General features: G+C 46.5%; 23 protein-coding genes and 2 pseudogenes. 12 read left to right on the top strand and 13 right to left on the bottom strand.

The window, feature by feature from the left end; genetic code table 11:
• The first annotated feature begins 314 nt into the window (after window positions 1-314).
• Both JHJ32_RS06675 and JHJ32_RS06670 read left to right on the top strand, forming a co-directional pair.
• Window positions 315-599 carry a hypothetical protein gene (locus JHJ32_RS06675; protein WP_200120396.1) on the top strand — a complete coding sequence of 95 codons (285 nt, stop codon included), beginning with the start codon at window positions 315-317 and terminating at the stop codon, window positions 597-599.
• Window positions 600-636: 37 nt separating this feature from the next.
• Window positions 637-2,058 carry a P-loop NTPase fold protein gene (locus JHJ32_RS06670; protein ID WP_200120395.1) on the top strand — a complete coding sequence of 474 codons (1,422 nt, stop codon included), beginning with the start codon at window positions 637-639 and terminating at the stop codon, window positions 2,056-2,058.
• An 89-nt stretch (window positions 2,059-2,147) separates the two neighbouring features.
• Here the strand turns inward: JHJ32_RS06670 and JHJ32_RS06665 are convergent.
• Window positions 2,148-2,372: pseudogene (locus tag JHJ32_RS06665) on the bottom strand (transposase); the annotation flags it as partial.
• Window positions 2,373-2,459: 87 nt separating this feature from the next.
• Here JHJ32_RS06665 and JHJ32_RS06660 point away from each other — a divergent pair.
• Both JHJ32_RS06660 and istA read left to right on the top strand, forming a co-directional pair.
• On the top strand, window positions 2,460-4,043 hold the full coding sequence (locus JHJ32_RS06660) for an ISL3 family transposase (protein ID WP_200120394.1): 1,584 nt from the start codon (window positions 2,460-2,462) through the stop codon (window positions 4,041-4,043).
• Window positions 4,044-4,296: 253 nt separating this feature from the next.
• Complete coding sequence (gene istA, locus JHJ32_RS06655) at window positions 4,297-5,283, top strand: IS21 family transposase (protein ID WP_200120393.1); 987 nt, start codon at window positions 4,297-4,299, stop codon at window positions 5,281-5,283.
• Here the strand turns inward: istA and JHJ32_RS06650 are convergent.
• The 4 genes from JHJ32_RS06650 to JHJ32_RS06635 all read right to left on the bottom strand — a co-directional run bounded on the left by JHJ32_RS06650 (window position 5,172) and on the right by JHJ32_RS06635 (window position 9,494).
• The gene (locus JHJ32_RS06650; RefSeq protein ID WP_200120392.1) at window positions 5,172-5,762 is read right to left on the bottom strand and encodes a hypothetical protein; all 591 of its coding nucleotides are present in this window, start codon (window positions 5,760-5,762) and stop codon (window positions 5,172-5,174) included. The genes istA and JHJ32_RS06650 overlap by 112 nt on opposite strands.
• 708 nt (window positions 5,763-6,470) lie before the next feature.
• Complete coding sequence (locus JHJ32_RS06645) at window positions 6,471-7,040, bottom strand: RloB family protein (protein WP_200120391.1); 570 nt, start codon at window positions 7,038-7,040, stop codon at window positions 6,471-6,473.
• A gap of 10 nt (window positions 7,041-7,050) precedes the next feature.
• Window positions 7,051-8,355: an ATP/GTP-binding protein gene (locus tag JHJ32_RS06640; protein ID WP_176146285.1), complete on the bottom strand. Its 1,305-nt coding sequence runs from the start codon at window positions 8,353-8,355 to the stop codon at window positions 7,051-7,053.
• A gap of 785 nt (window positions 8,356-9,140) precedes the next feature.
• On the bottom strand, window positions 9,141-9,494 hold the full coding sequence (locus JHJ32_RS06635; RefSeq protein WP_079718767.1) for a hypothetical protein: 354 nt from the start codon (window positions 9,492-9,494) through the stop codon (window positions 9,141-9,143).
• Window positions 9,495-9,803: 309 nt separating this feature from the next.
• Here JHJ32_RS06635 and JHJ32_RS06630 point away from each other — a divergent pair, with 309 nt between their 5' ends.
• The 3 genes from JHJ32_RS06630 to JHJ32_RS06620 all read left to right on the top strand — a co-directional run bounded on the left by JHJ32_RS06630 (window position 9,804) and on the right by JHJ32_RS06620 (window position 11,814).
• Window positions 9,804-10,259, top strand: a complete 456-nt coding sequence (locus JHJ32_RS06630) for a helix-turn-helix domain-containing protein (RefSeq protein WP_079718773.1) — start codon at window positions 9,804-9,806, stop codon at window positions 10,257-10,259.
• Window positions 10,249-10,812 (top strand): putative toxin-antitoxin system toxin component, PIN family, encoded by a 564-nt coding sequence (locus JHJ32_RS06625; protein ID WP_079718768.1) that lies wholly within the window; start codon window positions 10,249-10,251, stop codon window positions 10,810-10,812. Before JHJ32_RS06630 ends, JHJ32_RS06625 begins: the two co-directional genes overlap by 11 nt.
• 435 nt (window positions 10,813-11,247) lie before the next feature.
• Window positions 11,248-11,814 carry an ORF6N domain-containing protein gene (locus JHJ32_RS06620; RefSeq protein WP_079718770.1) on the top strand — a complete coding sequence of 189 codons (567 nt, stop codon included), beginning with the start codon at window positions 11,248-11,250 and terminating at the stop codon, window positions 11,812-11,814.
• A gap of 716 nt (window positions 11,815-12,530) precedes the next feature.
• Here JHJ32_RS06620 and JHJ32_RS06615 read toward each other — a convergent pair.
• From JHJ32_RS06615 to JHJ32_RS06605, 3 genes are all read right to left on the bottom strand, one after another.
• Window positions 12,531-15,473: a DNA polymerase III subunit alpha gene (locus JHJ32_RS06615; protein ID WP_200120390.1), complete on the bottom strand. Its 2,943-nt coding sequence runs from the start codon at window positions 15,471-15,473 to the stop codon at window positions 12,531-12,533.
• On the bottom strand, window positions 15,454-16,650 hold the full coding sequence (gene dinB, locus JHJ32_RS06610; RefSeq protein ID WP_079718771.1) for a DNA polymerase IV: 1,197 nt from the start codon (window positions 16,648-16,650) through the stop codon (window positions 15,454-15,456). The genes JHJ32_RS06615 and dinB overlap by 20 nt, the downstream gene beginning before the upstream one ends.
• A gap of 996 nt (window positions 16,651-17,646) precedes the next feature.
• Window positions 17,647-18,746, bottom strand: a protein-coding gene (locus tag JHJ32_RS06605; protein ID WP_139378560.1) for an IS3 family transposase whose coding sequence is annotated in 2 segments (ribosomal slippage) — window positions 17,647-18,494 and window positions 18,494-18,746 — 1,101 coding nt in all. Because the reading frame shifts where the segments join, the coding sequence is not laid out codon by codon here.
• A 239-nt stretch (window positions 18,747-18,985) separates the two neighbouring features.
• On the opposite strand from JHJ32_RS06605, the gene JHJ32_RS06600 reads away from it, so the two are divergent.
• Entirely contained in the window at window positions 18,986-19,249 is a 264-nt protein-coding gene (locus JHJ32_RS06600; protein ID WP_079716057.1) for a hypothetical protein, read from the top strand.
• A 99-nt stretch (window positions 19,250-19,348) separates the two neighbouring features.
• The gene (locus JHJ32_RS06595; RefSeq protein ID WP_200120389.1) at window positions 19,349-19,549 is read left to right on the top strand and encodes a hypothetical protein; all 201 of its coding nucleotides are present in this window, start codon (window positions 19,349-19,351) and stop codon (window positions 19,547-19,549) included.
• Window positions 19,550-19,582: 33 nt separating this feature from the next.
• On the opposite strand, the gene JHJ32_RS06590 is transcribed toward JHJ32_RS06595, so the two are convergent.
• The 4 genes and pseudogenes from JHJ32_RS06590 to JHJ32_RS06575 form a co-directional block, all read right to left on the bottom strand.
• The gene (locus tag JHJ32_RS06590) at window positions 19,583-20,416 is read right to left on the bottom strand and encodes a hypothetical protein (protein ID WP_200120388.1); all 834 of its coding nucleotides are present in this window, start codon (window positions 20,414-20,416) and stop codon (window positions 19,583-19,585) included.
• Complete coding sequence (locus tag JHJ32_RS06585; protein ID WP_139378572.1) at window positions 20,413-21,240, bottom strand: HipA family kinase; 828 nt, start codon at window positions 21,238-21,240, stop codon at window positions 20,413-20,415. The genes JHJ32_RS06590 and JHJ32_RS06585 overlap by 4 nt, the downstream gene beginning before the upstream one ends.
• A gap of 138 nt (window positions 21,241-21,378) precedes the next feature.
• A pseudogene (locus JHJ32_RS23130) lies at window positions 21,379-21,531 on the bottom strand (hypothetical protein); the annotation flags it as partial.
• A 64-nt stretch (window positions 21,532-21,595) separates the two neighbouring features.
• Entirely contained in the window at window positions 21,596-22,012 is a 417-nt protein-coding gene (locus JHJ32_RS06575; RefSeq protein ID WP_139378573.1) for a hypothetical protein, read from the bottom strand.
• A 635-nt stretch (window positions 22,013-22,647) separates the two neighbouring features.
• Here JHJ32_RS06575 and JHJ32_RS06570 point away from each other — a divergent pair.
• The 3 genes from JHJ32_RS06570 (at window position 22,648) to JHJ32_RS06560 (ending at window position 24,535) form a co-directional block, all read left to right on the top strand.
• Window positions 22,648-23,112 (top strand): hypothetical protein, encoded by a 465-nt coding sequence (locus tag JHJ32_RS06570; protein ID WP_079716063.1) that lies wholly within the window; start codon window positions 22,648-22,650, stop codon window positions 23,110-23,112.
• A gap of 82 nt (window positions 23,113-23,194) precedes the next feature.
• Complete coding sequence (locus JHJ32_RS06565; RefSeq protein WP_079716064.1) at window positions 23,195-23,929, top strand: helix-turn-helix domain-containing protein; 735 nt, start codon at window positions 23,195-23,197, stop codon at window positions 23,927-23,929.
• 72 nt (window positions 23,930-24,001) lie between these two features.
• On the top strand, window positions 24,002-24,535 hold the full coding sequence (locus JHJ32_RS06560) for a dihydrofolate reductase family protein (protein ID WP_079716065.1): 534 nt from the start codon (window positions 24,002-24,004) through the stop codon (window positions 24,533-24,535).
• A gap of 47 nt (window positions 24,536-24,582) precedes the next feature.
• On the opposite strand, the gene JHJ32_RS06555 is transcribed toward JHJ32_RS06560, so the two are convergent.
• Window positions 24,583-25,050, bottom strand: a complete 468-nt coding sequence (locus JHJ32_RS06555; protein WP_079716066.1) for a hypothetical protein — start codon at window positions 25,048-25,050, stop codon at window positions 24,583-24,585.
• Between the last annotated feature and the right edge of the window lie 8 nt (window positions 25,051-25,058).

Genomic DNA, 25,058 nt, shown 5'->3' with positions numbered 1-25,058 from the left:
GGCGGGCATTGTAAAACGGCACCCAACCAGTCAAGAACGTAAAAATGTAGAAAAATACCAATACGTCTGCAGATCCGAAAACTGCTACTCAATCCCCGGCCAATGGCAGGGATTGTTGTTGAAGCATCGTACTAAATAGAGCCTCAACCATTCGCTATGCTCAAGATCTACGGCATTATAAATCGCCCAGTTTGCAAAATGGATGGCCCCAGATGGCAACACCGGGCCTCACGAAAAAACTTTCTTTCCTAATTTGACAAGCTAATATTTTTAGCGGTATATTTGCTTTCGTGATAAGGCATATTGGAAAGAAGATGGAATCGATACCCAAGGCTGTAAAGCAGCTGATGCTTGATGCGTGGAATAAACAGCAATGGATCTACGACCGGCTTGAAGATAAATGGTACACGCCGGAGGAATTTAAAACCAAGTGGTCGGTGCTGATTACCGATTACAATTTTGGCCGTTTTGTGGCCCGATCGCCGGAGCTTGGCATCGCTGAATCGTTGGAACGCTTGCGCCGCGAGCTTGAGCGCGCGGAGGAGTTTCATAAGAAACTGGAAGGGTATTATGAGGTGGGGTTGAGGAGGAGAAAATAAATGTTATCTTCACTCGCAAACTAACTAAAATATTTTTATGAAAATCAAACACCACGAGTTAGATATACCAGAAGATGACCCGTTCAAAAACTGTCAATTGTCCCGGAAACCCTATGCTTCTATATTGACTAATATCGTAAGTACGTATGCGGATGGATTTGTGCTGGCTATTAACAATAAATGGGGCACGGGCAAGACGACCTTTGTGAAAATGTGGCAGCAACATTTGAAGAATGAGCATTTTCAAACTGTCTACTTCAACGCCTGGGAAAACGACTTTGACAGTAACCCATTGATTGCGATAATGTCTGAGCTGAAAAGCTTGACCAGTTCGGGTAACGAAGCGGCTTTCAAATCCGTTGTCGAGAAAGGGGCGGTTTTAGTGAGAAATGTAGCTCCAGCACTTTTGAAAGCTTTAGCAAAACGCTATATAGACACTGAAGTTGTAGTAAATGCCATCGAAAATACTGCAAAAGGCGTTGCCGACATATTTGAAGCGGAAATAAAAGAATACGCTTCAAAAAAGAAAACTATCATTGAGTTTCGGCAGGAATTGGAAAAGTTCGTCAAAAAGACCGATAATGATAAACCTTTGATTTTTATTATCGATGAATTGGATCGTTGTCGTCCAAACTACGCGGTAGAAGTTCTTGAACAACTGAAGCATTTTTTTTCCGTTCCGGGAATAATATTCGTATTGTCAATCGACAAAGCGCATTTAGCGAGTGCTGTTCGAGGATTTTACGGCAGCGAACAAATAGACACAGATGAATACCTTAGGCGGTTTATTGATCTGGAATACCAGATCCCAAGGCCGTCAAGAGTTAATTATTGCAAATATCTTTTCGGTTATTTTGCTTTCGAAAACTTCTTTTCTTCCGAAGGACGGAAAAAGCACTCTGTCTTTCGCCAGGATGCTCCATCATTTTTAGCTACAGCTGAAATATTATTCAATGAATCAGACGCTTCACTCCGACAAGCAGAAAAGGTGTTTGGAGTAACACGTTTAATACTATCATCATTTAGTTCAAATCAATACATTTTTCCCCCTCTACTTTTTATACTAGTTTATCTTAAGACTCTCAAAAGTGATTTGTACGAAAAAATTGAGGGCAACAAACTTGACCTACAACAATTAAGTGACGCGTTTTCAGATTTGTTCCCAAACAATCTAAAAAAGAGTATTGGCCGAAACCTAGTTTATTCGCAAGCCTTGTTATTATGGTTCTATAATAATGGTCACGATTACGAAGAGAGAATTGAACTTGTAAAAGTAAACGGCGAAAGCGGTCCAAGCACACCTATCTCTTCGAGACTAGAACGAAGCGAAGAAGGGAACGAACTAGCCAACTGTTTTAAATATATCCAAAATGATTACGAGGCACGAAGCTATAGTAACGCTAGTTTAGACTATTTGCTAGCCAAAATCAATTTAACTGAGAACTTGGACATTCAGTAGCAAGAAACGGACCCTCCCTCTCTATTTTTAATTGATGACTATATGAATTGACCTCCTCCCGAATTCCGAGTCATCCTAAAGTAGAGGATTCAGCTTTCTTGACCTGACGTTCTATGAACATTTCGGGGGTCATGTCCCCCCAGATAACTGTGCGGCCTGAAGGTATTGTATTCCACCCTCCAGGCTTCGATTTTCTCCCTTGCATCCTCCAGCGACAGGAACCAGTTTGTGTTGAGGCACTCGTCCCGGAAGCTCCCGTTAAAGGACTCAATATACGGATTGTCTGTGGGTTTTCCCGACCTGGAGAAAATAAGTTGGATATTCCGAGCCAAAGTGGTTCTGCCCCACTTTTGGTGCTGACGCCATACCTGATCCATTAAAACCTTCGTTAAAAAGGGCAGATGAATGCCGAAAAAATAATCTTGGATACGGAAGACCACTACCGTGTCGTATCGGTTGATAGGCTGCGCGATTGTATCAATATCTATGTCGAAAGTGTCCAAGCTCAATGCCTATGCCCGAATTGCTGCCTTCCTGCCGGTAAAGTCCACAGTTACTATACCCGTCGATTTTCGGACCTACCCGCATTCGGCAGCCCCTGTACGCTGTTCCTGAAAGCCAGGAAATTCCGGTGCAGGACGGATGAATGTCCGGTAAAGATATTCACGGAACGTTTCGGCGACCACTTCAGTGCTTATAAGCGGAAGACAGAAAGGCTAGCAAAGGCATTGTACAATCTAGCCATACAGAACGGGGGCAGGCCTGGCGAGCGTTTATGCAACCTGTTATCCATGCCGGCCAGCGATAACACATTATTGCGCCTGGTGCATTCCGCTCCGATGCCCGAACGCCCAAATGTAACTGAATTGGGGGTGGATGACTGGGCGATGAAGAAACGGGACCGCTATGGCAGCATCCTGGTTGACCTTTCGACCAACAAACCCATCGGATTATTACCGGACCGGGAGGAAGATACGCTTTCGGGATGGCTGAAAGCGCACCCGGGGATCCGGACCGTATCGCGTGACCGTTATGGAAACTACCGGCGTGCCGTGAGCTGCGGTGCCCCGCGGGCCATTCAGGTTGCCGACCGGTGGCACCTGCTTAAAAACCTTGGCGAGGCTGTCCGCAAAATGTTGGAGCGTGAACATGTGGCCATGCGCAAGGCCCGGGAAAGCCAGGCGGTATCGGCCGGTGCGCAGAAAGCCCGGATCCGAAGCCTCGCCTCACCCCGCCAGCATGAGAAGTTCAGGCAGGTGAAGGATATGCTGGCCCGGAACATTCCGGTCCGGGAAATCGCAAGGGTGACCAAAATGAGCCGGATAACCATCAGGAAATACCGGGACTGCGATGAATTGCCGCGCAGGCATTGCACGCTCAGTTCGGGGCTGGGTAAGCATCTGGAATTCATCAGTGAAAGATTGGCCGCCGAGCCAGACCTGCAGTTGAAGCAACTGCTTGCTGAATTGCAGACGCGCGGTTATCGGGGCGCGTACAGTACATTATCGGATGGATTGGCCCAATTCGGACTCCGGTGCGGGAAAAAGCAACGAATGAAAAAGGTGCTTCCGGCCGATAGCGTATTCTGGCGGCCTTCCAAGGCCGTGGCTCTATTCTTCCAGGATTCCGATAAATTACCTTTACCACAGCAGAAGTTCCTGGCGGACCTACGCAGTAAATCTATCCAGTTGGATAAAACCTTCGGGTTGGTCCGTGACTTCAGGCATATGATGCTGAAAGAAAGAAGCAGCAGGGAGCTGGATGGATGGATTGACGCGGCGAACGACTCGGGCATCAATGAAGTTGCGGGGTTTGCCAACGGGCTGTTGCAGGATTACCAGGCGGTAAAAAATGCCTTCGACACCAAATGGAGCAATGGTCCCGTGGAAGGGAATGTGAACCGCCTGAAGACCATCAAAAGACAGATGTACGGCCGCGGCTCGCTCGATCTTTTAGAAAGAAGATTGATCCTTACTCCTTCTTAACCACCAAAAGTGGGGCAGAACCCCAAAGTACACCACTATTCCGCTCCAATATATACCACCGATTCCGGGGCAAAGTACACCAGTCTGTAAGGGTTGTTTAGGATTAGGTTGGTTTTCTGATTGATTTTCAGGAACTGCCATTCCGGCACAAAGTACACCAATAATTCCGCTGCAAGTGCACCACGGGGAGTTTAAGGATTGCTAAGTTAGGCGTCGACAAGACTCTAACGATATGGCAAACAACCCCATTAGTATGCACAGGATAAGACAATTATTATTATTTCTTGACCGTGGCTTTTCCCAGCGGGCCATAGAGAAGGAAACCGGGATCAACAGACGTACGATTGCCGGTTACCTGAAGCGGTTCGGGGAGAGCGGATTCAGCTTCCGCGAACTCCTGCTTTTTGACGACAGCGAACTGGAGGTTTACCTGAATGCCGATAAACCACCCCGTGAGCAGCCAGACCCCAGGCGCTCTGAACTGGAAGCACTATTCCCCTATATGCTATCCGAGCTGCGCAAAGTCGGTGTTACGCGCCTGCTTCTGTGGCAGGAGTACATCAGGGATTATCCCGGGGGGTTCGGATACTCGCGGTTCTGCGAACTGCTGCAGGAACATATCCTCTCCCGGGGTGCCACCATGCACTTCGAGCATGAACCCGGCAGGGTGCTCCAGGTGGACTTCGCCGGTGACATGATGCACTATGCGGACACCGTAAGCGGCGAGCTTGTGGCCTGCCCTGTACTGGTGGCCGTATTTCCCTTCAGCGGCTATGGCTATGTGGAAGCGCTCCCCAACGCCTCATTACCGCAGGTGCTGCGGGCGCTTAACAATTGCCTGGACCATTTCGGCGGGTCCCCGCTGTCGGCCAAATCGGACAACATGAAGCAGTGGGTGTCGCGTATCAGCCGCTATGAACCGAAGTTCACCGATATGCTCCAGCAGTGTGCAAACCATAATAACATCGCCCTGTTGGCCTCGCGTCCGGCAAAGCCGAAGGATAAGCCATCGGTGGAGAACGCGGTTAAGATCACCTACCAGCGCATCTATGCGCCCCTTCGCAACAACACCTTCACCTCGCTCGGGCAAATGATGATGCCCGTAAGCTCCAATACTCCTTATGCTAGTCAACTAATCCAAAAGCAATGCTCGTCTACTTTCACCCAATGCTTCTCTTCCCTTCTCATAATCATCCATGCACCATATCCACATAATCCACCACAATTTTCACTGGCATAAACTAACGCGTAATGGTAATCATTAAAGAATATGGGTAACGAAAACCTCAAAAAGCCTGGACCAATGTGCTCATTGAAATAACCCCACCAACGGCTGTCATCGGCAAATATACTGCGGATGGTATCATCTGGAACAAGCTTGAACTTGTCTCCAAAAAAGAGCGAATCCCATTCGGTACGCCGCTTCATTTCAATGGCCCAAGACAGCGTATCCAACTCTTTGATCCCCAACTTATCGAGCGATTCTAAAATAGCATCGTAGCACCCCTCTGGCGCTTGGCTGTATGGTTTCGCGCTAACTGGCATTGGTCTATAGTCTAAGCTAAAATCTTCAGCCAAGTCTTCAAAAAGTGTCCTCGAATGGAAAGCGAGTAGCGAGTCAACTTTTGCTTCATCAGTGACAGGTTTTCGGGCAGACGGCAAACAAGATGCTAATAAATAGACGACAAATAAAAGCAAGGCAATACGAGAGGTCATCATCTACGATTTAATAAAAAGATGCGGATTCAGCTCGTATTCCATATTATGTATAAATGAATTTTGGCCGAGCGTCTTTTTGCACTAGCCGCGCATAAGCTTATGTAATACGTACAGTTTTCGACCGTTCTATCGCATATGCATCGGCTTTCCCCGATACCAATCGGCACCGTTACCCCCGCAGGTAGCCAACATATAGATAAACAAACCTATCATAAAAAAAACGAGTAGTCGAGTGAAAAGGGACGACGAGCCTGTCTGTATTACGCGAACTTTGGGTTTTTGCCTCCTACTGTGTGGCATACAAGGAAAGAGAATTGGCTTTTGGTTACTAAAATTTTACTTTGATTGTACAAAACAAATTTTAGTTTTGCGTCGTTATTTAATAAGAATAAAAGGTCATTCTCGTTCAAATTTCCTCGGATGCAGGATGATTCACAAACTAGAGCCTTAGGAGCCTCGACAATTCCTAGGGCCTTTTTTATGAAATTCCCGTTCTCTTATCAACTGCTATTCATATTCATAATTTTCTTCTTTCAATGTATCCCAATTATTTTAGTACAAATATCTCACTTATTAGAGCAGAACGGTAGCAATTGTTATCCACAGGTGTAGAATTATTCACATCCATCAAAACACATTCACAAACCATCATTTAATAAGTTCGCCATTAACAACTTACAGATTTGTTTATATTTCTAATTATTAACATTAACCACCGTGTTCTGCCTTTAGACCATCAAAATACCGCACCAATGCCGGAATCGTAAAATGCGGATTCTGCATATACACCGGCGTTCCGGCTTCCTGATTTCTCACCAACACATCTGCCCGCTTAATAGCTACTTTCAATTTGTCACGCAATTCTTCAAAAGCTTTGGACTTGGTCTTGTGGTATTCCGGCCAAAACTTCCGGAGGTATTTAATCGCCTCATCGGCATTTTGAAACGCCCGCCCACAATTCTCATAATGCAGAATGAGCCAATGCTCAAAACAAATGGCCGTGAAAGCGATATGATATTGCTCTTTTTTCACCAACTCAAAAACCCGCTGTAAATGCGGACTGTTGTCATGATCAAAAAACAACCAAACCGCATCGTAGGGATTTCGCTCCTTTTTAGCTTTTCTTGCACGCTTGACGGCTTCGTTAGCCAAGTGCCACGGATCATTCTTATTACTAAAATCGATTTCAATCGCAACTGATCGCTGCAACGGTTTGGGCAGCTCCGCCCGGAGTGCCTTGGCGTATAGGCTCTCGGTTACGCCTTCGCAGAGTATCAATATGCGTTTGTTAACCTTCCTCACTATCGCCCTCCTGCATAGCGATTAAGAAATCCGAATCGTCGATGACCGGCGTAGCGCCAAAACGGCCAGATACGTACCATTTATCTAGCGGCGTGTTGAGCCTTATACCCCCGATATCGGAAGCACGGAACAACTCAGTAGCACCATATTCGTCTTTCTGTGTGAACCATATCTGGTCCCTACGGAAATTATCATTTGAAAGTTGCGTCACGTCATGCGTTGCGAAAACTAATTGGGCGTTTTTTGGATTGGTGATGTCGTTATGAAATAATTTGATTAGATACTCGGTGATTACAGGGTGTAGGTTCTTTTCGAATTCATCTACGATAAGCAACTTACCCTCCTCTAACGCGTCTAATACAATACCTCCTATAACGAAAAGGCTCCTAGTTCCGGTGGACTCAATTTCGACATCAAACTTTTCAAAACCCACTTCTTTACCATCATGAAAGACCGGATGTCGCGTTTTTATATCATATTTGTATTCATCCTGTATTTGCTTTTTGACCTCTTCGGAAATACTCCCCGGAAACTCATACTTACTCCAATCCACTTCCTCTGCCGTAACCTGTTGTATACCGGTATCCAATGCACAAATTAACGCATTGAACCGTTTGGAAAAAGTGGATTGCCCATCTTCGGCTAATCGCCTGGCATAAAGCCTGGCAACGCTGCTTTCGTGCCTATCGGCCATGAAGGGATAGACGGTTAGTTCATTAGCGAAAAATTGGTATGCTGGCAGCAGCATCTCCACATTGTTTTCCGCTGCCTTTGAAAGGAGCAACTGATTTGGGCCCAGTAGTCGATCGAGCACCTTTTTCGGCCCCCTGTAGTAATCCCCAAATTTGGTTTCTTGTTCGGCTTTCCGGGTAAAGAGAAGTGTCCGGGAACTGTGGGGATAATAGTAAAGCTCTTCCAGTTCGATTCTTTTCTTGTTGTATGATACTGTATAATCGTATCGGATATCTTCGGATGCAAAGGATATCTCCAGCGTAATCGGAGCATCTATACATGACTTATCCAACCGGTGCGGCTCATACGGAGCTAAACCTTCTTCCGGCTTAAATCCGGAGGACCGATTAACAAGATAATCTAACGCCCTAAACGCATATAGAAAACCACTTTTTCCCGAAGCATTTGGACCATATATAACTGCAGACTTGAGCAACCGCTTATTCGTGGGAGCTCCAAAAAAATTGGAATCCAATCCTTTCAAGCCTGTCTTAACCATATCCAGCGCCATCCGTTCTTTTATTGACCTGAAATTCGTAACTGCAAATGATATTAACATGTCTTCATCTTTATACATACAAAGGTAGAAAATAAAAATAAAAATAGGAAATAAAATAGTTATTTGCATTTTTTATGCAAATCTAACACGAATATCCATTACTTAGCCGTTATAAGGAAGTTATCCGAGGACTTTTGTAAAAGTGATTGATGCGCACGATTTCTCGAATATTAGAGCACCAGGCCATAATTTGTTATCTAAGTATATTTTTAAGTTGCCTCACTATACGGATGAAAGGCCTATAATTGATATGAGTAAACAAACAATACTTGTAACGTTGCTCGCTTCGCATCTTAGCCAACCTTATACTAATGCAAATAAGGTAAGCCCTTAAAAGCAAAGCCCCGAAACGGGGAGAATCGGGGCTTGCTAACTAACCAATTATAAACCTAAATTATGAAAAGACAAATCTTACTAACTGACTATATAACGCACCCCGGCCCCGCTTTGTTACAGCGGGATTGTTAAGATATGTTAAAAAAACAATAACGTGACAAAAAGAAACCCGTTACCTGAAAGATAACGGGAATCCGCCCCAATGGGATTAGGGGCTATCAACCTAAACCTAAGACGAAGATAAGAATTATCTCACTAAATTTGATTGAATTAGTCACGACTTAATCTGACAGTTTTTTGAACCCCTGACTGTCAGATCAAGTAGTGGCTATTATATGTAAGCAATTTCAGGATGTTACCAAACCGTACTCGTTACCATCCATAACACCTACATCACTCTTTCAGCTTAAATCAGGTTTAAGGGATGGTACTCTGCCAAGTCAACACCATTAACTCGCTCTGTCATCGGCGAAAATTTCCAGCAATTGATTCTCCTCATATTCCAGCGATATTCCAGAATCCATAAACACTCTAGAAACATTTTCCCGACTATCCCCGAAAGTATCCAGTCCTTCCATCGTATTTTTTATATCCTCCTCACTAAGAAATTCTCTTAAAAGCTTAAATGTCTCGAGTAGATTTTGTTTTTGCTCCTCCAAACTCTCGCTTCTTTCCGCTGTGACCAAACCGAGTTCGCTCTGATAAGTCTGTATTACTGATCTATCATCTAAAAACTCTATCGGCCCTAAGCCTCTAAGCGGCAAAAATTCCCAAAATGACGATTGCTTGTTAGTGTTATCCATAACACAAAATAACAACAGAATGGTCTTTTTTCCAAAATAGCCACCAAGGTATAATTGTAATCTCCTATATAACTAAATTTTTTCGTTAACCATCAGATGGCGTTAACTGCAGAGCACACTTACCACCCTAAAATTACCTCGTTCTAATCAATTAAAATGTCTCGCTAAAGTTATTTCTGGAGAAACATAACTTCGTTATTCCTAGACTTCCCTGAATCAGCTATGATCGAAACTGAAAACACTTGTATTTCTTTTATTTTGTTTGTTTCGAATATTTCGTTTATATTTGCATACAATAAAAATGAAGACATGGAATACTTAGCAGATATCGAAAGACCTAACAAAGCAGAACAACTGGCAGCAATGCAATCTTACGGTACGCTTGCTGCTACTTTGGAAAGGCTCCGTACGGAAAATCCTGAAATCGAAATCGAAGAAACTGCCGAAAAGATAAAGGTACCATTGAAAGCACTTAAATTGCTGGCCGAGATTCTCAAAGCCACCAGCCAGGGAAAATCTGTCTCCTTGGTACCCATTGCTACAGAAATGACCACACAGGCGGCAGCCGAATTGCTGGGATGTTCCCGGCCCCACCTGGTCAAATTGCTCGAAGAGGGCCAAATACCCTTCACAATGATAGGTAGGCACAGAAGGGTGCGGTTTGAAGACGTGATGGGATACAAGAGGGAATCGCAAAAGAAAAGGGAAGATTTGCTGACGGAAATGATGAAGTCTGACGAAGAACTCGGCCTCTATGGTGCATAGTGTGCGGTTTACATGCGTGCTTGATACCAATGTGATTTACCCAATAGAAATCAGGGATCTCTTGTTTTGGTTTGCGCACTTTGAATTGTTTACGCCCAAATGGAGCAAGCATATTTTCGACGAATGGGAAGAGGTAATGGCGAGGAAAGGAATAAGTGAACAGGAAGCAAAAAGAAGATCTAACATTGCCAACCAGGCGTTTCCTGACGCACTTGTAACCAACTATGAATCGTTGATAAGCACCATTGATCTGCCGGACGAAAAAGATCGCCATGTATTAGCGGCAGCCATTAAAGTAAATGCCAATATTATCGTAACCAACAACCTAAAAGACTTTCCAAAGGACTATCTGGCGTCATTCGGCTTAACGGCAAGGTCTGCTGATGATTTCCTTGCTGATATCGTAGATTTAAACCACGATCGAGCAGTGGAAGCCTTCAGGCGCATGGTGGTAAATAGGAGAAATCCGGCTATGGATGAATACCGGGTATTGGAAAACCTTAGAAAAAACGGTTTGAAAAACACAGCGGATTATCTTCACTCGCTATTATAAATAGGCAGCTCCGTGCTTCACAAAGCATTCAACTTGCTTTCCAAATAATTGCTCGATGGAAATTGTATCCGGCAAATGGCCGGGGTTGAAAAACTCGATACAATTGTCAAAGATTTTTACCGATGAATCACCGCTATTCATGTAATCACGATGAACCACCATGTTAGTCACGATTTCGCGCAGCGCCGGCATCGTGATGACGCAGGGACTAGAGAGTTAAAATTAACCAAGATCGATAGTATTGGCACTTCATTGGTATATCGCTGAGCTGGTCGAGCTTCTCGAAATTATTATCACTTAAAATCAAAAAAGTAAAATTTTTAGCATTTTTTATCTATATTATTGGACGTCAAAAACTAAACACCTATACTTACCTCAAGTAGACTATCCATCTTGAGGTCACAATTTGTGACCTCAAGGCTAAACGACCAACTTATGACAAAAACCGAACTAGATAACGACGAGATAGTGATAGCTACTGAATCTGTAATGAATCAAATTTTCAACATCAGAGGACAGAAAGTGATGTTGGATTTTCATCTTGCTGCATTGTACGAAGTGGAAAATCGCATACTCAAACAAGCAGTGAAAAGGAAACAAAACAGGTTCCCGGATGATTTTATGTTTCAGCTTACCAAGGATGAATGGCAGGAGCTTATCACAATTTGTGATAACCTACCTGAAGGAGTCAAATTCAGTCCTGCCACCCCCTTTGCCTTTACCGAGCAGGGAGTGGCTATGCTGTCCAGTATTCTGAATAGCGAAAGGGCGGTAGCTGTCAACATTCAAATCATGCGTGTTTTTACCCGTATCAGGCAAATGCTTACCGACAATACGGAGCTACGCTTGGAAATAGAAAAAATAAAACGCTCACTGGATAACCAAAATAAAAACATCGAACTAGTATTTCAGTACCTTGATGAATTGAACGATAAAATCAAACGGCCGCCGTTACTGCCGGACAGGGAGATGGTGGGATATAAGATCGGGGGAAAGGAATAATGAGTTAAGGATGAAATATAAAGAAAAGGAAAAAGTCTATTTCCCAATCAAGCAATGCTTTCTGCACAATTTTCAAAACGTTATATGCCACTTTAGGACAACACAATTGACCAAGATGAAAAAAGTACTTATGAAGACGACGGTCGTTTAGGAGAAATCACATTTTTCCCATCGACCGCAAGAGAAATAAATGACAGCATTGTTCCACAACCAAAGCCAAATGATGGTGATGACATTCTATACTTTTTTGAAAATGGACAGTTAATAAGAATCCATTGTAAAGAAATTAAGTTGATTGTAAACTTGGGCAGAGGCGTAAACCTGACTATCACAAAAGACGAAGCTTTGGTTCTGTTTGAATTTTTAACAAGATTTAATGAAACAGAACGCCCAGACATTTTTGAAGACCAATCCGAACAGAAAACTTTTTGGATTTAGAAGGGCAATTGAAAAAGCAATTAGCGGAACCTTTTCGACCAGATTATAAAGAGATTAAAAGCTTGAAATAACGCAAAACTCCGAGGAGTTAAGAGACTTAGCTAAAAGCAAAGCAACGCCAGTGGCCGGATATTACTATTTCTCCAATACACGCCTTCACGTGCGGATGACATTTTCAACGATCAGGGATATTGAGCTATACAAAATAGAGGACATCGAATTAGCAGAACCAATCAAATGGAAGCCAGCAGAGCTGATTGGCGAAACAGAACAAAGCATCATTCACTCCGTGGATCATTCTTCAGCGGCATCCTGCCGCAGCGAGTCACTTCCAGCGAGGGGCAGCCGAACTCAACGACGACCCGGCCCTCGATGAGGTACAGCCCCGCGCCGCGCAGGGCATAGCGCTGCAGCGTCTGCGGGAAGTGCACCGTATCGAAGAACGCCCCTTCGGCATCGAAGAAAGTGCCGAACTTCATGAAGTCGCCGCGCTTGGTCTTGACGGTCTTCTCGGCCACGAAATCGCCCACCATGCGCACCGTTTTGCCCTCGTGCTGCAGGAGATCGGCCGCCATGACGTCGCCGCGGTAGTCGCTCCGGGCCAGGTCAAACAGGCTGCCCGATACGGCAAAGCCGATGAGCTCCATCTCGTCGTAGAGGTCCTCCACCGGTGAGGTCTCCAGCGGGGGCAGGACGGGCTTGGTGCTGAACGACTCGAACAATGCCGGGCCGGCCGCCCGGGCCGCGCGCTTATCGGACGACAGCAGCAGGTGGGCTTCCCACAGCAGCTCTTTCTTGCCCGTACCGGTGAAACGCAGCGCACCCGTACGGATGAGGATGACGAGCTGCTCCAGCATGGCGCCGGTGCGCCGGGTGAAATTCTCCAGGCCGGTGTAGTCGCCATTCCGCTGCCGCTCTTCGGGGATGGTGCGGGCCAGCCGTTCCTCCAGATTGAGGAGGCAGTCGAAGCCGAGGTGGATGTCGCTGCCGCAGATGGTGGCCTGGTAGCCGCTGCTGTTTACGCAGGGCAGGTGAACCTTCGCCCCTGCCCTTTTGGCCTCGTTGACGTACACCTTGCGGTTGTAGAAGCCGCCGTAGTTGTTGAGCACGGCCACCATGAACTCCTTGGGGAAATAGGTTTTGAGGTAAAGACTCTGGTAACTCTCCACGGCGAAGCTGGCCGAGTGGGCCTTGTTGAAGCTGTAGCCGGCGAAGCTTTCCATCTGCCGCCAGATTTCGCGGCTGACCTGCTCGTCGTAGCCGCGCGCCCGGCAGTTGCTGAAAAACTTATCCTCGATCTCAACAAGGTGGTCGCGGCTGCGGTACTTGCCGCTCATCATGCGCCTTAAGACGTCAGCATCGGCCATATCGAGCCCGCCGTAGGCGTTGGCGATTTTCATCACGTCTTCCTGGTACACCATCACGCCATAGGTTTCCGCCAGCTGCTCCCGGAACACGGGGTGCGGGTAGGTGACCGTGGCGGGGTCGTGGTGGCGGCGGATGTACTCAGCCATCATGCCGCTGCTGGCCACGCCGGGCCGGATGATGGACGAGGCGGCCACCAGCGTGAGGTAATCGTCGCACCGCAGCTTGGTGAGCAGCTGCCGCATGGCGGGGCTCTCGATGTAGAAGCAGCCGATGGTGTTGGCGCTGCGCAGCTGGGCGGCGATCCGCGGGTCGGTGAAGAACCGTTTGGGGTTGTCGGTGCTGATGGTCTCGCCGCGGTTCTGCTGCACGATCTCGCGGCAGTCCTTGATGTGGCCGATGCCCCGCTGGCTGAGGATGTCGAACTTCTCGAAACCGATATCTTCGGCCACGTACATGTCGAACTGCATGGTGGGCAGCCCCTTGGGCGGGTAGTCCAAGGCCGAATAGTGGGTGAGCGGCAGCTCGGAAATGAGCACGCCGCTGGCGTGGATGGTGCGCTGGTTGGGGAAGTCGGCCATGCGGTTGTATACCGACAGGATGGTGTTGGTGACCTCGTTCTTGTTGAGCAGGTGTTCGGGCTCGTTGACAAGCCTATCGATATCGCCCTTGGGCAGGCCGTACACCTTGCCCAGCTCGCGCAGGATGCTGCGGCTGCGGAACGTGCCCATGGCACCCATCAGGGCGGTGTGGCCCGACTGGTAGCGGTTGAAGATGTAGTCGTACATCTCGTCGCGCTCGTTCCAGCTGAAGTCGATATCGAAATCGGGAGGCGACTGCCGCTTGGGGTTGAGGAAGCGCTCGAAGGGCAGGTGCAGCGCGATGGGATCGACATCGGTGATGCCTAGGCAATAGGCCACAGCGCTATTGGCGCCGCTGCCCCGCCCTACGTAGTGGAAATCGCGGCCGCGGGCGTACCGGCAGATATCATCCGTGATGAGGAAGTAGCTGAAAAAATTGAGCTGCTCGATGATTTCCAGCTCGCGCGCTACGCGTGCATGGGCTTCCCTGTCGTTTTTTCCGTACCGGCGGGCCAGGCCGTCGTTGGTGTACTTGATGAGCAGCTGCCGGTCGTTGTAGCGGTTGCCGGTGAAGGTCTGCTTGTTTTTCATCGTACGGAAGTCGAACTCGAAGCTGCACTGCCCCAGCAGCCGGTTGGTATTGCGGATGAGCTGCGGAAAATCGCGGTACAGCGCCATGAGCTGCGTACGGGGAATGAACACCTCGTCTTCCGGGGCGACCATCTGCGGCTCCAGCTGCGAATAGAGCAGGTTGTGGTCGATGGCGCGCAGCTGCCGGTGCAGCTTGTAATCCTGCGGGGCGAAGGTGACGGGTGCGAGGATGACATACCGCTCCAGGTGGGCGGCGGGCTCCATGCGGATGCGGTTGCGCTCCTGCGTGCGGATGCCGATGTATTCGTTATCGCGGAGGTCTGCGGGTGGCACCGCCCCGTAGGGGTACACGACGAAGGTATCGCCGAGTTCGGGAGGCCGCGTGGGCAGCGGCCTTCCATCGCGGTTGTGACGTGTACGGAATTCGTTGAGCGCACGGAAGCCGTCGTTGCTGCGCGCTATGCCGATGTACAGCAGCGCGTCGCCGTTGCGGAATTCCATCCCCGCCAAGGCGGACAGTCCGGCGGCGCGGGCCTTTCTCAGGAAATCCAGCGACCCGGTGGTGGTGTTGATGTCGGTGAGCACGGCGGTGTCGTATCCGTGGTGCATCATGCCGTGGATGAGGTCATCCAGCGAGAGCGTGCCGTACCGGAGCGAATAGTAACTATGGACGTTGAGCAGCACGGCGCCCTCCTTTCGTCGGTTTGGCCGGCATCCCGTCGGGAAGGCAGATGCCCTTGACGATGGCCTCCGTGCCATAGCGCAGCCGGATGCGGTCCATCGCCTGCATGAGGCTCACCTCTTCGAGCGTATCGTTGAACAGGTCTACCTGGTAGGCACCGTGGATGAGGTGCGAGAACCTGACCCCGATGAGCCGGATGAGCATGCGGCGGCTGTAAAGCTTTTTGAACAGCTCGCCCACCCTGGCGGTAAGCGTGCGGTCGGAATTGGTGTACGGGATGCGCAGCTGCTGGGTGTGGGTGTCGAAATTGCTATACCGTATCTTGAGGGTGACGCAGCCGGTGAGCTTCTTTTCGCACCGCAGCTCGAACGCGAGGGCATCGACCATGCCGGCGAGCACCCGCCGCAGCATATCCACGTCGATGGTGTCCTGCTGGAAGGTGGTCTCTTTGCTCATGGACTTCTGCTCGCGGAAGGGCACCACGGGTGCATCGTCCAGCCCGTTGGCCTTGCGCCAGATGGTGACGCCGTTTTCGCCGAGCACACGCCGCATGGTGGACGCTTCCATTTGCTGCACCGTGCCGATGCGGTGGATGCCCATGTTGCGCAGTAGCGTATAGGACTTTTCGCCCACCATGGGTATTTTGCGGATGGACAGCGGGGCGAGGAAGGGCCGCTCGGCACCGCCCTGCACTTCCCTTTCGCCGCAGGGCTTGGCCTCGCCGGTGGCAATCTTGCTCACCGTTTTGTTGACCGACAGGCCGAACGAGATGGGCAGCCCGGTTTCTTTGATGATGCGTTGCCGCAATTCCTGTGTCCATTTCCAGCAGCCGAAGTAGCGGTCCATGCCGGTGATATCGAGGTAGTGCTCGTCGATGCTGTCCTTCTCGACCACCGGGGTGACCTCCTCGATGATTTCGGTGACGATGCCCGAGTACTGGCTGTACAGGTCGTGGTCGCCCCGCACCACCACCGCCTCGGGGCACAGCCGCAGGGCCAGCCGCATGGGCATGGCGCTGTGGATGCCGAACCGCCGGGCCTCGTAACTGCACGAAGCCACTACCCCCCTATCGCTGCCGCCCCCTATCAACACCGGCCTGCCCACCAAGCTGCTGTTCAGCAGCCGCTCCACTGATACGAAGAACGTATCCAGATCGCAATGTACCACGTGACGCCCCATTCTTATCGCTGTATTACTAATTATTTTAGTTTGCAATATTCGTTATATCTGTTTGTATTAGCAAGTGAAGGGCGGTCTTTGGCGGGGTAACACATTGGCTTACTGCGAATAAAAAGGATCAGTATAAAAAGGTGGTATTGCTGGACCAGTGGTGTGAGATGCTTAGTACTGACAGGCGTGTACGCGACGTCGATCCTGTGCCGGAAGTGATAAAAAAAGAAACCCGTTACCTCGTAAGATAACGGGAATCCGCCCCAATGGGATTAGGGGCTATCAACCTAAACCTAGGACGAAGATAAGAATTACCTCGCTAACCTCAAAACTCATCCGACCATTTCCGCCCAATTAGCGCCATACGACGGCTTCCAAGCCATTACGGTAAACCGTAATGTAACATCATTAAAAAATCACAACCTTTGGATTGGCGTTTGGTTGCATGCAATACGACTATTTTAAAAATTGGCTAATGAGCCATCGGCATTATTGATTTAGGGAAATAGCAGGCGCGTAGCCACTCCCCTATTTAAAGTTTGGATTTTATTATATTAGTTTTTAATTTTAACGAAACCAATAGTGCAGCCTGGGCCTGAAGTAAGTGGATTTTTTGGTTAAAAAGTGACAACAGATAAATATTGGTTTGGACATGCGCATTCTGGATTATTGGGCAATTATGGTTATTCAAAACACGCATTGCGCATTTTTGATAACCGTAACGTGTTAAACAATATAAACTCGCAATATAGAAAATAACCCAACACACTGATTAACAACCTATACAAAATAAGACTAAACAGGGAGAATTGCGTGTATTTACTAGTTATAGGCTATTTTTAAAACGACACCGAAACAATGAAACTTTACACAGGAAATTATTTTGACTCATTTGCCGACAAAACAAGAAATAACATTGTAAATGAGATAAACTTGTCGGCTTCCCCCAATTAAGACTGCGTAATTTTACAAAATTCTCATCAAATTAACCTAAACCTAACTGCCCTAACACGCCTGTTTATCGCCTTCAAAAGCCGAAAGAGTAGCATATTCCGTTGGCGACATATTACCCAGGCTGTCGTGCGGTCTGTGATTGTTGTAGTCATCCATCCATTGCCAGGTAATTTCCCTCACTTCATCCAGGGTGTCAAACAGGTAACAGTCCAGCACATTATCGCGGTAGGTCCCGTTCAATCTTTCCACAAAACCGTTCTGCGTGGGCTTGCCGGGCTGAATGTAGATAAACTCAATGCCGTTGACCATACTCCATTCCGTTAAAAGCTGGGATATGAACTCCGGGCCGTTGTCCATCCTGATTTTCCCCGGCTTACCCCTGCGTTTGATCAGGTGGTTCAATACCCAGACGACCCGGGAACTGCGCAGGGAATAGTCCACTTCGATATGCAGCGCTTCCCTGTTGAAATCATCCATTACGTTGAAAGAACGGAACCGTCGGCCATTGCTTAGTGCGTCGCTCATAAAGTCCATAGACCAGGTGTCGTTGGGCGATATGGGTTTAACAAGCGGCTGCTTTATCCTTTGCGGCAACCGCCGCTTTGCTTTCCTCCTGATGTTCAGTCCAATGAGCCTGTATACCCGGTGGACGCGCTTGTGGTTCCAGCAATGGCCCTCCCGGCGTAATCTCCTGAACGCTTTCCAGAAACCTTCACGCGGGAAATCCTCCGCTTTCTGACGTAGGGCTGATTCCACATCGCTATCGTCACGTATACTGTTATAATAGTAACACGTCTTGCTCAATCCCAACACCCGGCACGCCCTGCTGATGCCTTTCCCTGACTCCATCAATTCCTGGGCAATCTGTTTTTTCTGGCAGGGCTTCAAAGCTTTTTTGCAATCACTTCCCTGGCCGCCTCTAAATCCAGGGCAAGCTCTGCATACATACGCTTAAGCTTACGGTTTTCTTCCTCAAGTTCTTTCACACGTTTCAGCTCGCTGCCGTCAAGCCCGCCGTATCGCTGCCGCCATTTGTAAAATGAGGCGGCACTAACACCATGTTCTCGCGTGAGTTCCTGAACGCTTTTTCCTGCCTCGAACTCCTTAAGGATCCTGCTGATCTGCTCCGGTTTGAATCGTTTCCCTTTCATAATACACCGTTAAAGTTATCAATCATTTTTCTATTCTCTAACAGTCTTTTTTTCAGGGAAGCTTACACAATTACGGTTACAAAGCAAAAATTTACGGAGATAACAATTACTATAAAAAACACAGGTGTATTGAAACTGACCCACTTTCATCGCCACGTATTGGATATTGGCAGGTAGATTATTCTGACAAAGATAAATTTGCAGGAAAGAGTGTAGAAACATTTTTAAGGGACTACAATATGTATATTGAAATTGTCGAAATAAGAAAAGACGGTGTTAATATGAGTACTGCCGATTTTTCCGTTCCAGAAGAAGTTACTAAATGTTTAGAAGTTGAAGACGAATATCCATCACTTTTTGAAATGTACAAAAGTGATATAATCAAAAATTTGATTAATAAAAATTACTTAGGTAAGTGGGAATATAAAAATAAAAAAGCCGACGAAATAAGAGAAAAAGAAGACAAACTTTGCTTTGACTTTTTGAATGAACTGTATAAATAAAAGCCCAGCCAACATTGTTCTTCGATTGAACTTTAGTGCAAAATCCCGCCCATCGCCAATACGCGGCCCGTTATGTGCAAGGCTAAACGATAGACAGAAATGAAACTAAAAGACATTTTTTCAGACAATAAGACAAGAGTTTTCGTGGTGACTAATCAAGACGAAGGAGATGAACGTAATTGGATAATTGAGCCGACTGACTTTGACCTTTTGCCAGAAGAAGAAAATATATATTATTTTAAAAAGTCTGCCATCAGGAATCGGTTGCAAGCTCTTCGTCATTCCGAAAAATCTGAATAAGAGAAAGAAGCAGTTAAGTTAGTTACGTTTCGATTATTCAACTATATCAAAATAGGGTAAGACCTGATGTTCAGCGACGTACTCCTCTATTTGTTGTACCTCATCAGTCGGCACCCATTGAATAGGCTTGTAATTTTTTAAGCTTTGCCAAATATCGTGATGGTCGTTCAGTTTTTTGGAAGGTTCATCGCCTACAAAGAAAAATTTAGCACCTTTCTCATGTCGTCTAATGGTGTCAACCAAAAAAAGGTGTGCTCGAACCTGAAGCTTAAGTGCATGAAGGGCTTTACCGAAATCACTCATTTCCCCTACCACCTTTACGTCATTCCTTCCGATAAATGACACTCTTGACGGAACAATTAGGCCTGCAACATCATTGTCAGTAAGCTCGACATCAAAGTTTACACGATCGCCGATTGACTTTACCAACCGTTGCTTTGCATGGGCAACGGGATCCCGCTCGCGCTCTTGCTGCCTAGGCAAAGTGAACACGAATTTTTCGAAAAGCTTATCGAATGTGTTCTCATCAAGCGCAACATTCAGCGGTACAGGCTTGGAGAAAGCAAGCAAGTTGTTTGCATAAACGGAAAGATATTCTAAATAGCTCTCGCTTAAAAAGCGCTGGCCTTTATGCACCTTTAACAGATCAGACTGGCATGATGCGGCAAGTTGCTCGATAGCGCGTAAATTTGATTTAACGAGCTGATATCCGCCATCAGGTAGCAAATCCTTAATAACGTTCAGCTTATCAGCTGAATAGGAAAAATGACATTGAACACCATCAGCCATAAATAAGCCAATAGTAATGCGTTCATCCTGATTCGGACGAATACTGCAATACAGGATGGAATAAAACGTCTTCATCATGCTCCTTTTGTTAGCGGCGCCACCAATTCTCTGAAGTTGGCCTCGGTATTATTCAACCAAGTGTCGTTTTCGATAACCGCATCGCGGATCTGCTGTTCCAATTGCTGTTTATTAGAACACCATTCATCAGGCATCCCTGCAACAATATCGGGCAACACATTACCGCAATTTAATACAAAGGTAGGAAAGTTATCCAAAATAGCATTGGCCTCCTTGGCTATTTTCTTTGGATTATACAGCAAAACGTGCGCCAAATCAGCATATAAGATACTGTCTTCCGCCGTGAGTTGAGCCAGCTCCTGCCCTAATCGGCAACCATCGAAAACGTCGGAATGGTCTATTGGGATAATCTGAAATACATCGCCTAAAGATTGCACCAATAGGTTATAGTTGTTTGTGCTCCTATCGGTGTTAGCCAGCCATAAATCAAACAACGCAATCTTCAACAATGTATTCCTGCTCTGATACTTGCCTAGTTCGTGATAATTGCCCTTGAGGCCGACCAACATGTTGGATACGTCTACCGTTTCTTTCTGATAACGCAGGCCAAAGGTTGGCTTATCGAAATGGTGAGGTTGCGTCCTGTTTGAAATTACTTCGTGATTAATATGTTCAGGCAGTATGGTCACTAACGCTCCTGGTAGGTGGGGAATACCCCAAGCATGAAGAAAACAGAGTGAACAATACTCATTAATCAATTTGCCATTAGAGTCGTACTTACAAATATACTCCTCAAAGTCATCTGCCATCACCACAACAGGCCTGCTTCCACCGGTTTCTATTGCTCGGTTAATGGGTGATATGGATATTCTGGATGGCAGCAAAAGGTAAAAGCAGTTAGTTGAGGTAAAGATATGAATTTCAATGGAAAGAGAAAACTGAGGACCAAAAGGCAAATTTGGTCCTCAGGAAAAATCAGCGAATAAGACGCATTTCTGTCGGATTTTCTCTCACAAAAGTAGCTACGGTGTTTCGGTGAACACCGCGCTCCATGCAATCGTGCAAAATTTAATCTGCATAAGGTTTCGTCCTAGCCGAGACAATTCGGATACAATTAGTGTATCACCCTTTTGCATGCGATTTAGCAATCCACCAAACTTCCTGACTTCAATTTTTTTTGTGGCGCTACTGTATAGGCATACGGAGCAACCCGTCCGGACGGGCCGTCAACGCCGTGGTTCAACGGCGGGAACCTGCCGAACGGATCCGCTTTTCTACCACGGCCTCCCGTTTGCGCCAGGCGGTCACTTGCGGGTCTTCATATACCGGCAGCCCTTCATCATTCAGCAACCCCAGTGAATCAGCCAGCTTGCGGCTCAGCGCAGCCGAATCCTGGTCCCGCTCGCCGATGGCCTTCCGGTTGGCGGCCACCGCGGCCTCAGCCGCAGCAATGGCCCGGCGGATAACCTCCAATTCGGTCTTGTATTGCTTTTGCTTCCGCAGGATAACCATCATGCGGTTATAGGCATCAGCGTTCAGGCGCTTACCGCGGGTAAGTGTGCGGTACAGCTTCAGCGCCTCGGCATGCTTACCTGCTTTTTCCAGTTGCCGTGCCTCTTCCATCCGGGCGCTGGTGGCTATCTTCTTTTTTGCCATAATTAAACAGGGGGTGTGCTATCTTACCAACAGGTAAACGGCTGTTTGGTTTACGGGAGTGCCACCCCCGGTTGCTCGGCAATAACGGTTTGCCAAGCGGATGAAAAAGAAAAAATATCCAAGACAAAGAAGCTAATATGTACTGGTCGTCTATTTCTTTTAACATAATGAAGTACTTGGATTTACTGGCCGCTCCATTTTTAAAATAAAACGGATTGAAATAAATAAGGGTACCGGGCTGAAACATGGTGTAGGGTTGGTTAATGGGCAAATGCAATGGTTTACTTCAGCGATTTGGATATATCGAGATATTCAATATGATCCGCATAACGTTGTTTTTTTTCTTCATCCAACAGGGTACTGAAATCGATTTGGTGGTCGGTGGTCATAATCTTTTTTGGCCAGAAGGCCTTCTAATACACCCGTTCTGCAAAATAGATAAGGGTATTACCTATTTTTTCGATTTCATCTTGTGTAAAGATATGTGGCTGTCCCATTCGCTGCAATGTTGTCTTTTTATGATGCAAATCACGTAAAAAGGTTTGATTGTTAAAATCACTGCGCAATTATAGCGGTTGGGTGTGCAGTGTATCCGCACAGGTTTATGTATCTTCGTCTATCAATATTCATAAACTATGGCAACCAATAAACAAGCCGCAATCCGTTATAAGGTACTGGATATGTGCCTAGCAAATACACATCGGAAATATACCTTTGATGACCTGCTGGAGGCCTGCAATGAACGGCTTGTTGAAATCAACCCCAGCCATGGCGGCATCAGTGTGCGTACGTTGCGCGATGATTTGAAATATATGCGGAGCGCCGAAGGCTGGGAGGCTCCGATTGAAACGTATCGAGCGGGAAAAACTACATATTGGATCAATGAATTGGTACCAACGTTGACACAAACATTCCTTCTTGAAAAAAGGAATTTACCCATCATCGGATTTGACACCAACCAATACCTACGAGGCAGGGAGCATATCGGAAGTTTGTTTCATCATATCCTTTATAAACGGGTGGTGGCATTTACGTATCACCCGGCATTGAAACCAATCGTGACCTTGGGGGGGTCTGAAGTAAGTGGATTTCTTGATTAAAGGCAACAATAAATTAATGTTGATTTGGACGCATGTATTTACTAGTTGGCGGTCATTGTAACGAACGACACCACAGAAACCAATGAAGTACAAAAAAGTAAAACCTCACAAAGCACTAGAGCCCTTTATCCATTTCTATTGGGAGCTGAAAGGAAACGAGCTGGAGAGACAGTGGGAACGGGTTTTTCCGGATGGATGTGCCGGTATAGTAATGAATTTGGGAGATACTTGTTTGACTGACAACGGCTCGTTTTCAATGGAGTTTGGAAAAACTTATGTGGTTGGTGCAATGACTTCATTCAAAGACAGCTTTATTGATACCGATACACATTTAATAGGTGTGTGCCTAAAACCCGCAGCTTTTGCAAATTTCTATAGCTATGCCCCACAAAATGAGTTGACTAACGACACCGTTGAATTTGAAAAATCCAATTCGTTTGACGTGGATAAAACGTTTGACAATCCATTCAATTATTTTGACTGTTTCTTTTCAGATCGAATAAAAAGCAAAAGCAACCAGCTACAATCGGTTATCAACGATATACACGCAACAAACGGACAAATCGGTATGTACGAGCTATCAAAACGAAATTTCACAACGGTGAGGCAGTTGGAGCGAAATTTTAAAAAGTTCATTGGACTATCCCCAAAAGAATATTCAAACATTATCCGTTTTCAGCATGCGTTGGAGTTAATCAAAAACCCAGATAGAAATCGGAGTTTATTGGGAATTGCCTTTGAATGTGGTTATTACGACCATTCCCACCTTACCAATGAAATAAAACGGAACACAGGACTTTCCCCATCGCAGCTTTAATTTGTCGCATTTTTACAAAGTGCAAGTAGTTGTCCAGAGGTAACTTTGCACAAACATTAAAATTTAAGACAAATGCGAAAAATAGCGCTTTTCATTGCCACAAGTTTAGACGGCTACATTGCAAAACCCAATGACGACCTCAGTTTCCTGAAACTCGTTGAAAAAGAAGGTGAAGACTACGGGTATGCCGAATTTACAGACACAATTGACACATTAATCGTTGGCAGAAGAACCTATGACTATGTGCTTAAAGAAATCGGCCCATCTCATTACGACAACGGACAGCGGGATGTTTATGTCATAACAAGAACTGAAAGACCTCAAGTAGGCAGAACGTTTTTCTATACCGGAGACATAGCCGAGTTAGTCAAAAGGTTAAAATCTGAAGAAGGAAAAAATATATATTGTGACGGTGGAGCTGAAGTAATAAATGAATTGTTGAAACACGACTTAATTGACGAGCTTATAATTTCGGTCATCCCCGTTTTATTAGGCAATGGAACACGGCTTTTTAAAGACGGAAGACCTGAACAAACACTTGAATTTATCACAGTCAAAACATTTGAAACAGGATTGACGCAACTGCATTATAAGCGGAAGGAATAAACAACAAACCGTTCAGCGGTAAAAATTCCTGCCTGCAAGGCGGGCTCTTACAAAACCCGCTCATAACGAATTGAATTGACCGTGAAGCAGGAGATTTCAAATGTGTCAGTAAGAGCCGCCCCAATACGCTCCTGCCTGACCAGTTCGTCAAAAATCCATAACATACCATGATAATCGATCGACTTCCTTTTAGCAAAATTACGCACCACCTTATCACTGCTTAATACCATAGCATCGAGACGCTCAGCTAAATATAGCACAGTGCAATCCATCTCCGATAATGAGCGTGGAAAACCAAATCCACGCATTGCTTCACGATCCGATTGCTGAAGGATATGTACGGTAAGTTTATCCATGGATCGGTATGCCGACAATAGTTGACGCTGCTCTTCATTAAGTTCATTGAATACATCAAGTGAGGTGTGTACCTCAATATCCAATTCGAAAAACGGCACCACTAAGTCCAATAGGTGAAGATCGATAAAAATACAGGCGTCGGTGATAGCAAGCTTCATTACCTATC

This window comes from Parapedobacter sp. ISTM3 (assembly GCF_016533505.1).
In the GTDB taxonomy this organism is placed as follows: domain Bacteria; phylum Bacteroidota; class Bacteroidia; order Sphingobacteriales; family Sphingobacteriaceae; genus Parapedobacter; species Parapedobacter luteus.
This window is presented reverse-complemented; position numbering and strand designations above follow the sequence as displayed.

What these genes read in the sequence shown, in the direction of transcription:
- JHJ32_RS06675 (WP_200120396.1), top strand. Translation starts at nt 315, where the DNA reads ATGGAATCGATACCCAAGGCTGTAAAGCAGCTGATGCTTGATGCGTGG.
- JHJ32_RS06670 (WP_200120395.1), top strand. Translation starts at nt 637, where the DNA reads ATGAAAATCAAACACCACGAGTTAGATATACCAGAAGATGACCCGTTC.
- JHJ32_RS06660 (WP_200120394.1), top strand. Translation starts at nt 2,460, where the DNA reads ATGAATGCCGAAAAAATAATCTTGGATACGGAAGACCACTACCGTGTC.
- istA (WP_200120393.1), top strand. Translation starts at nt 4,297, where the DNA reads ATGCACAGGATAAGACAATTATTATTATTTCTTGACCGTGGCTTTTCC.
- JHJ32_RS06650 (WP_200120392.1), bottom strand. Translation starts at nt 5,762, where the DNA reads ATGATGACCTCTCGTATTGCCTTGCTTTTATTTGTCGTCTATTTATTA.
- JHJ32_RS06640 (WP_176146285.1), bottom strand. Translation starts at nt 8,355, where the DNA reads ATGTTAATATCATTTGCAGTTACGAATTTCAGGTCAATAAAAGAACGG.
- JHJ32_RS06635 (WP_079718767.1), bottom strand. Translation starts at nt 9,494, where the DNA reads ATGGATAACACTAACAAGCAATCGTCATTTTGGGAATTTTTGCCGCTT.
- JHJ32_RS06630 (WP_079718773.1), top strand. Translation starts at nt 9,804, where the DNA reads ATGGAATACTTAGCAGATATCGAAAGACCTAACAAAGCAGAACAACTG.
- JHJ32_RS06625 (WP_079718768.1), top strand. Translation starts at nt 10,249, where the DNA reads ATGGTGCATAGTGTGCGGTTTACATGCGTGCTTGATACCAATGTGATT.
- JHJ32_RS06620 (WP_079718770.1), top strand. Translation starts at nt 11,248, where the DNA reads ATGACAAAAACCGAACTAGATAACGACGAGATAGTGATAGCTACTGAA.
- dinB (WP_079718771.1), bottom strand. Translation starts at nt 16,650, where the DNA reads ATGGGGCGTCACGTGGTACATTGCGATCTGGATACGTTCTTCGTATCA.
- JHJ32_RS06600 (WP_079716057.1), top strand. Translation starts at nt 18,986, where the DNA reads ATGTATATTGAAATTGTCGAAATAAGAAAAGACGGTGTTAATATGAGT.
- JHJ32_RS06595 (WP_200120389.1), top strand. Translation starts at nt 19,349, where the DNA reads ATGAAACTAAAAGACATTTTTTCAGACAATAAGACAAGAGTTTTCGTG.
- JHJ32_RS06590 (WP_200120388.1), bottom strand. Translation starts at nt 20,416, where the DNA reads ATGATGAAGACGTTTTATTCCATCCTGTATTGCAGTATTCGTCCGAAT.
- JHJ32_RS06575 (WP_139378573.1), bottom strand. Translation starts at nt 22,012, where the DNA reads ATGGCAAAAAAGAAGATAGCCACCAGCGCCCGGATGGAAGAGGCACGG.
- JHJ32_RS06570 (WP_079716063.1), top strand. Translation starts at nt 22,648, where the DNA reads ATGGCAACCAATAAACAAGCCGCAATCCGTTATAAGGTACTGGATATG.
- JHJ32_RS06565 (WP_079716064.1), top strand. Translation starts at nt 23,195, where the DNA reads ATGAAGTACAAAAAAGTAAAACCTCACAAAGCACTAGAGCCCTTTATC.
- JHJ32_RS06560 (WP_079716065.1), top strand. Translation starts at nt 24,002, where the DNA reads ATGCGAAAAATAGCGCTTTTCATTGCCACAAGTTTAGACGGCTACATT.
- JHJ32_RS06555 (WP_079716066.1), bottom strand. Translation starts at nt 25,050, where the DNA reads ATGAAGCTTGCTATCACCGACGCCTGTATTTTTATCGATCTTCACCTA.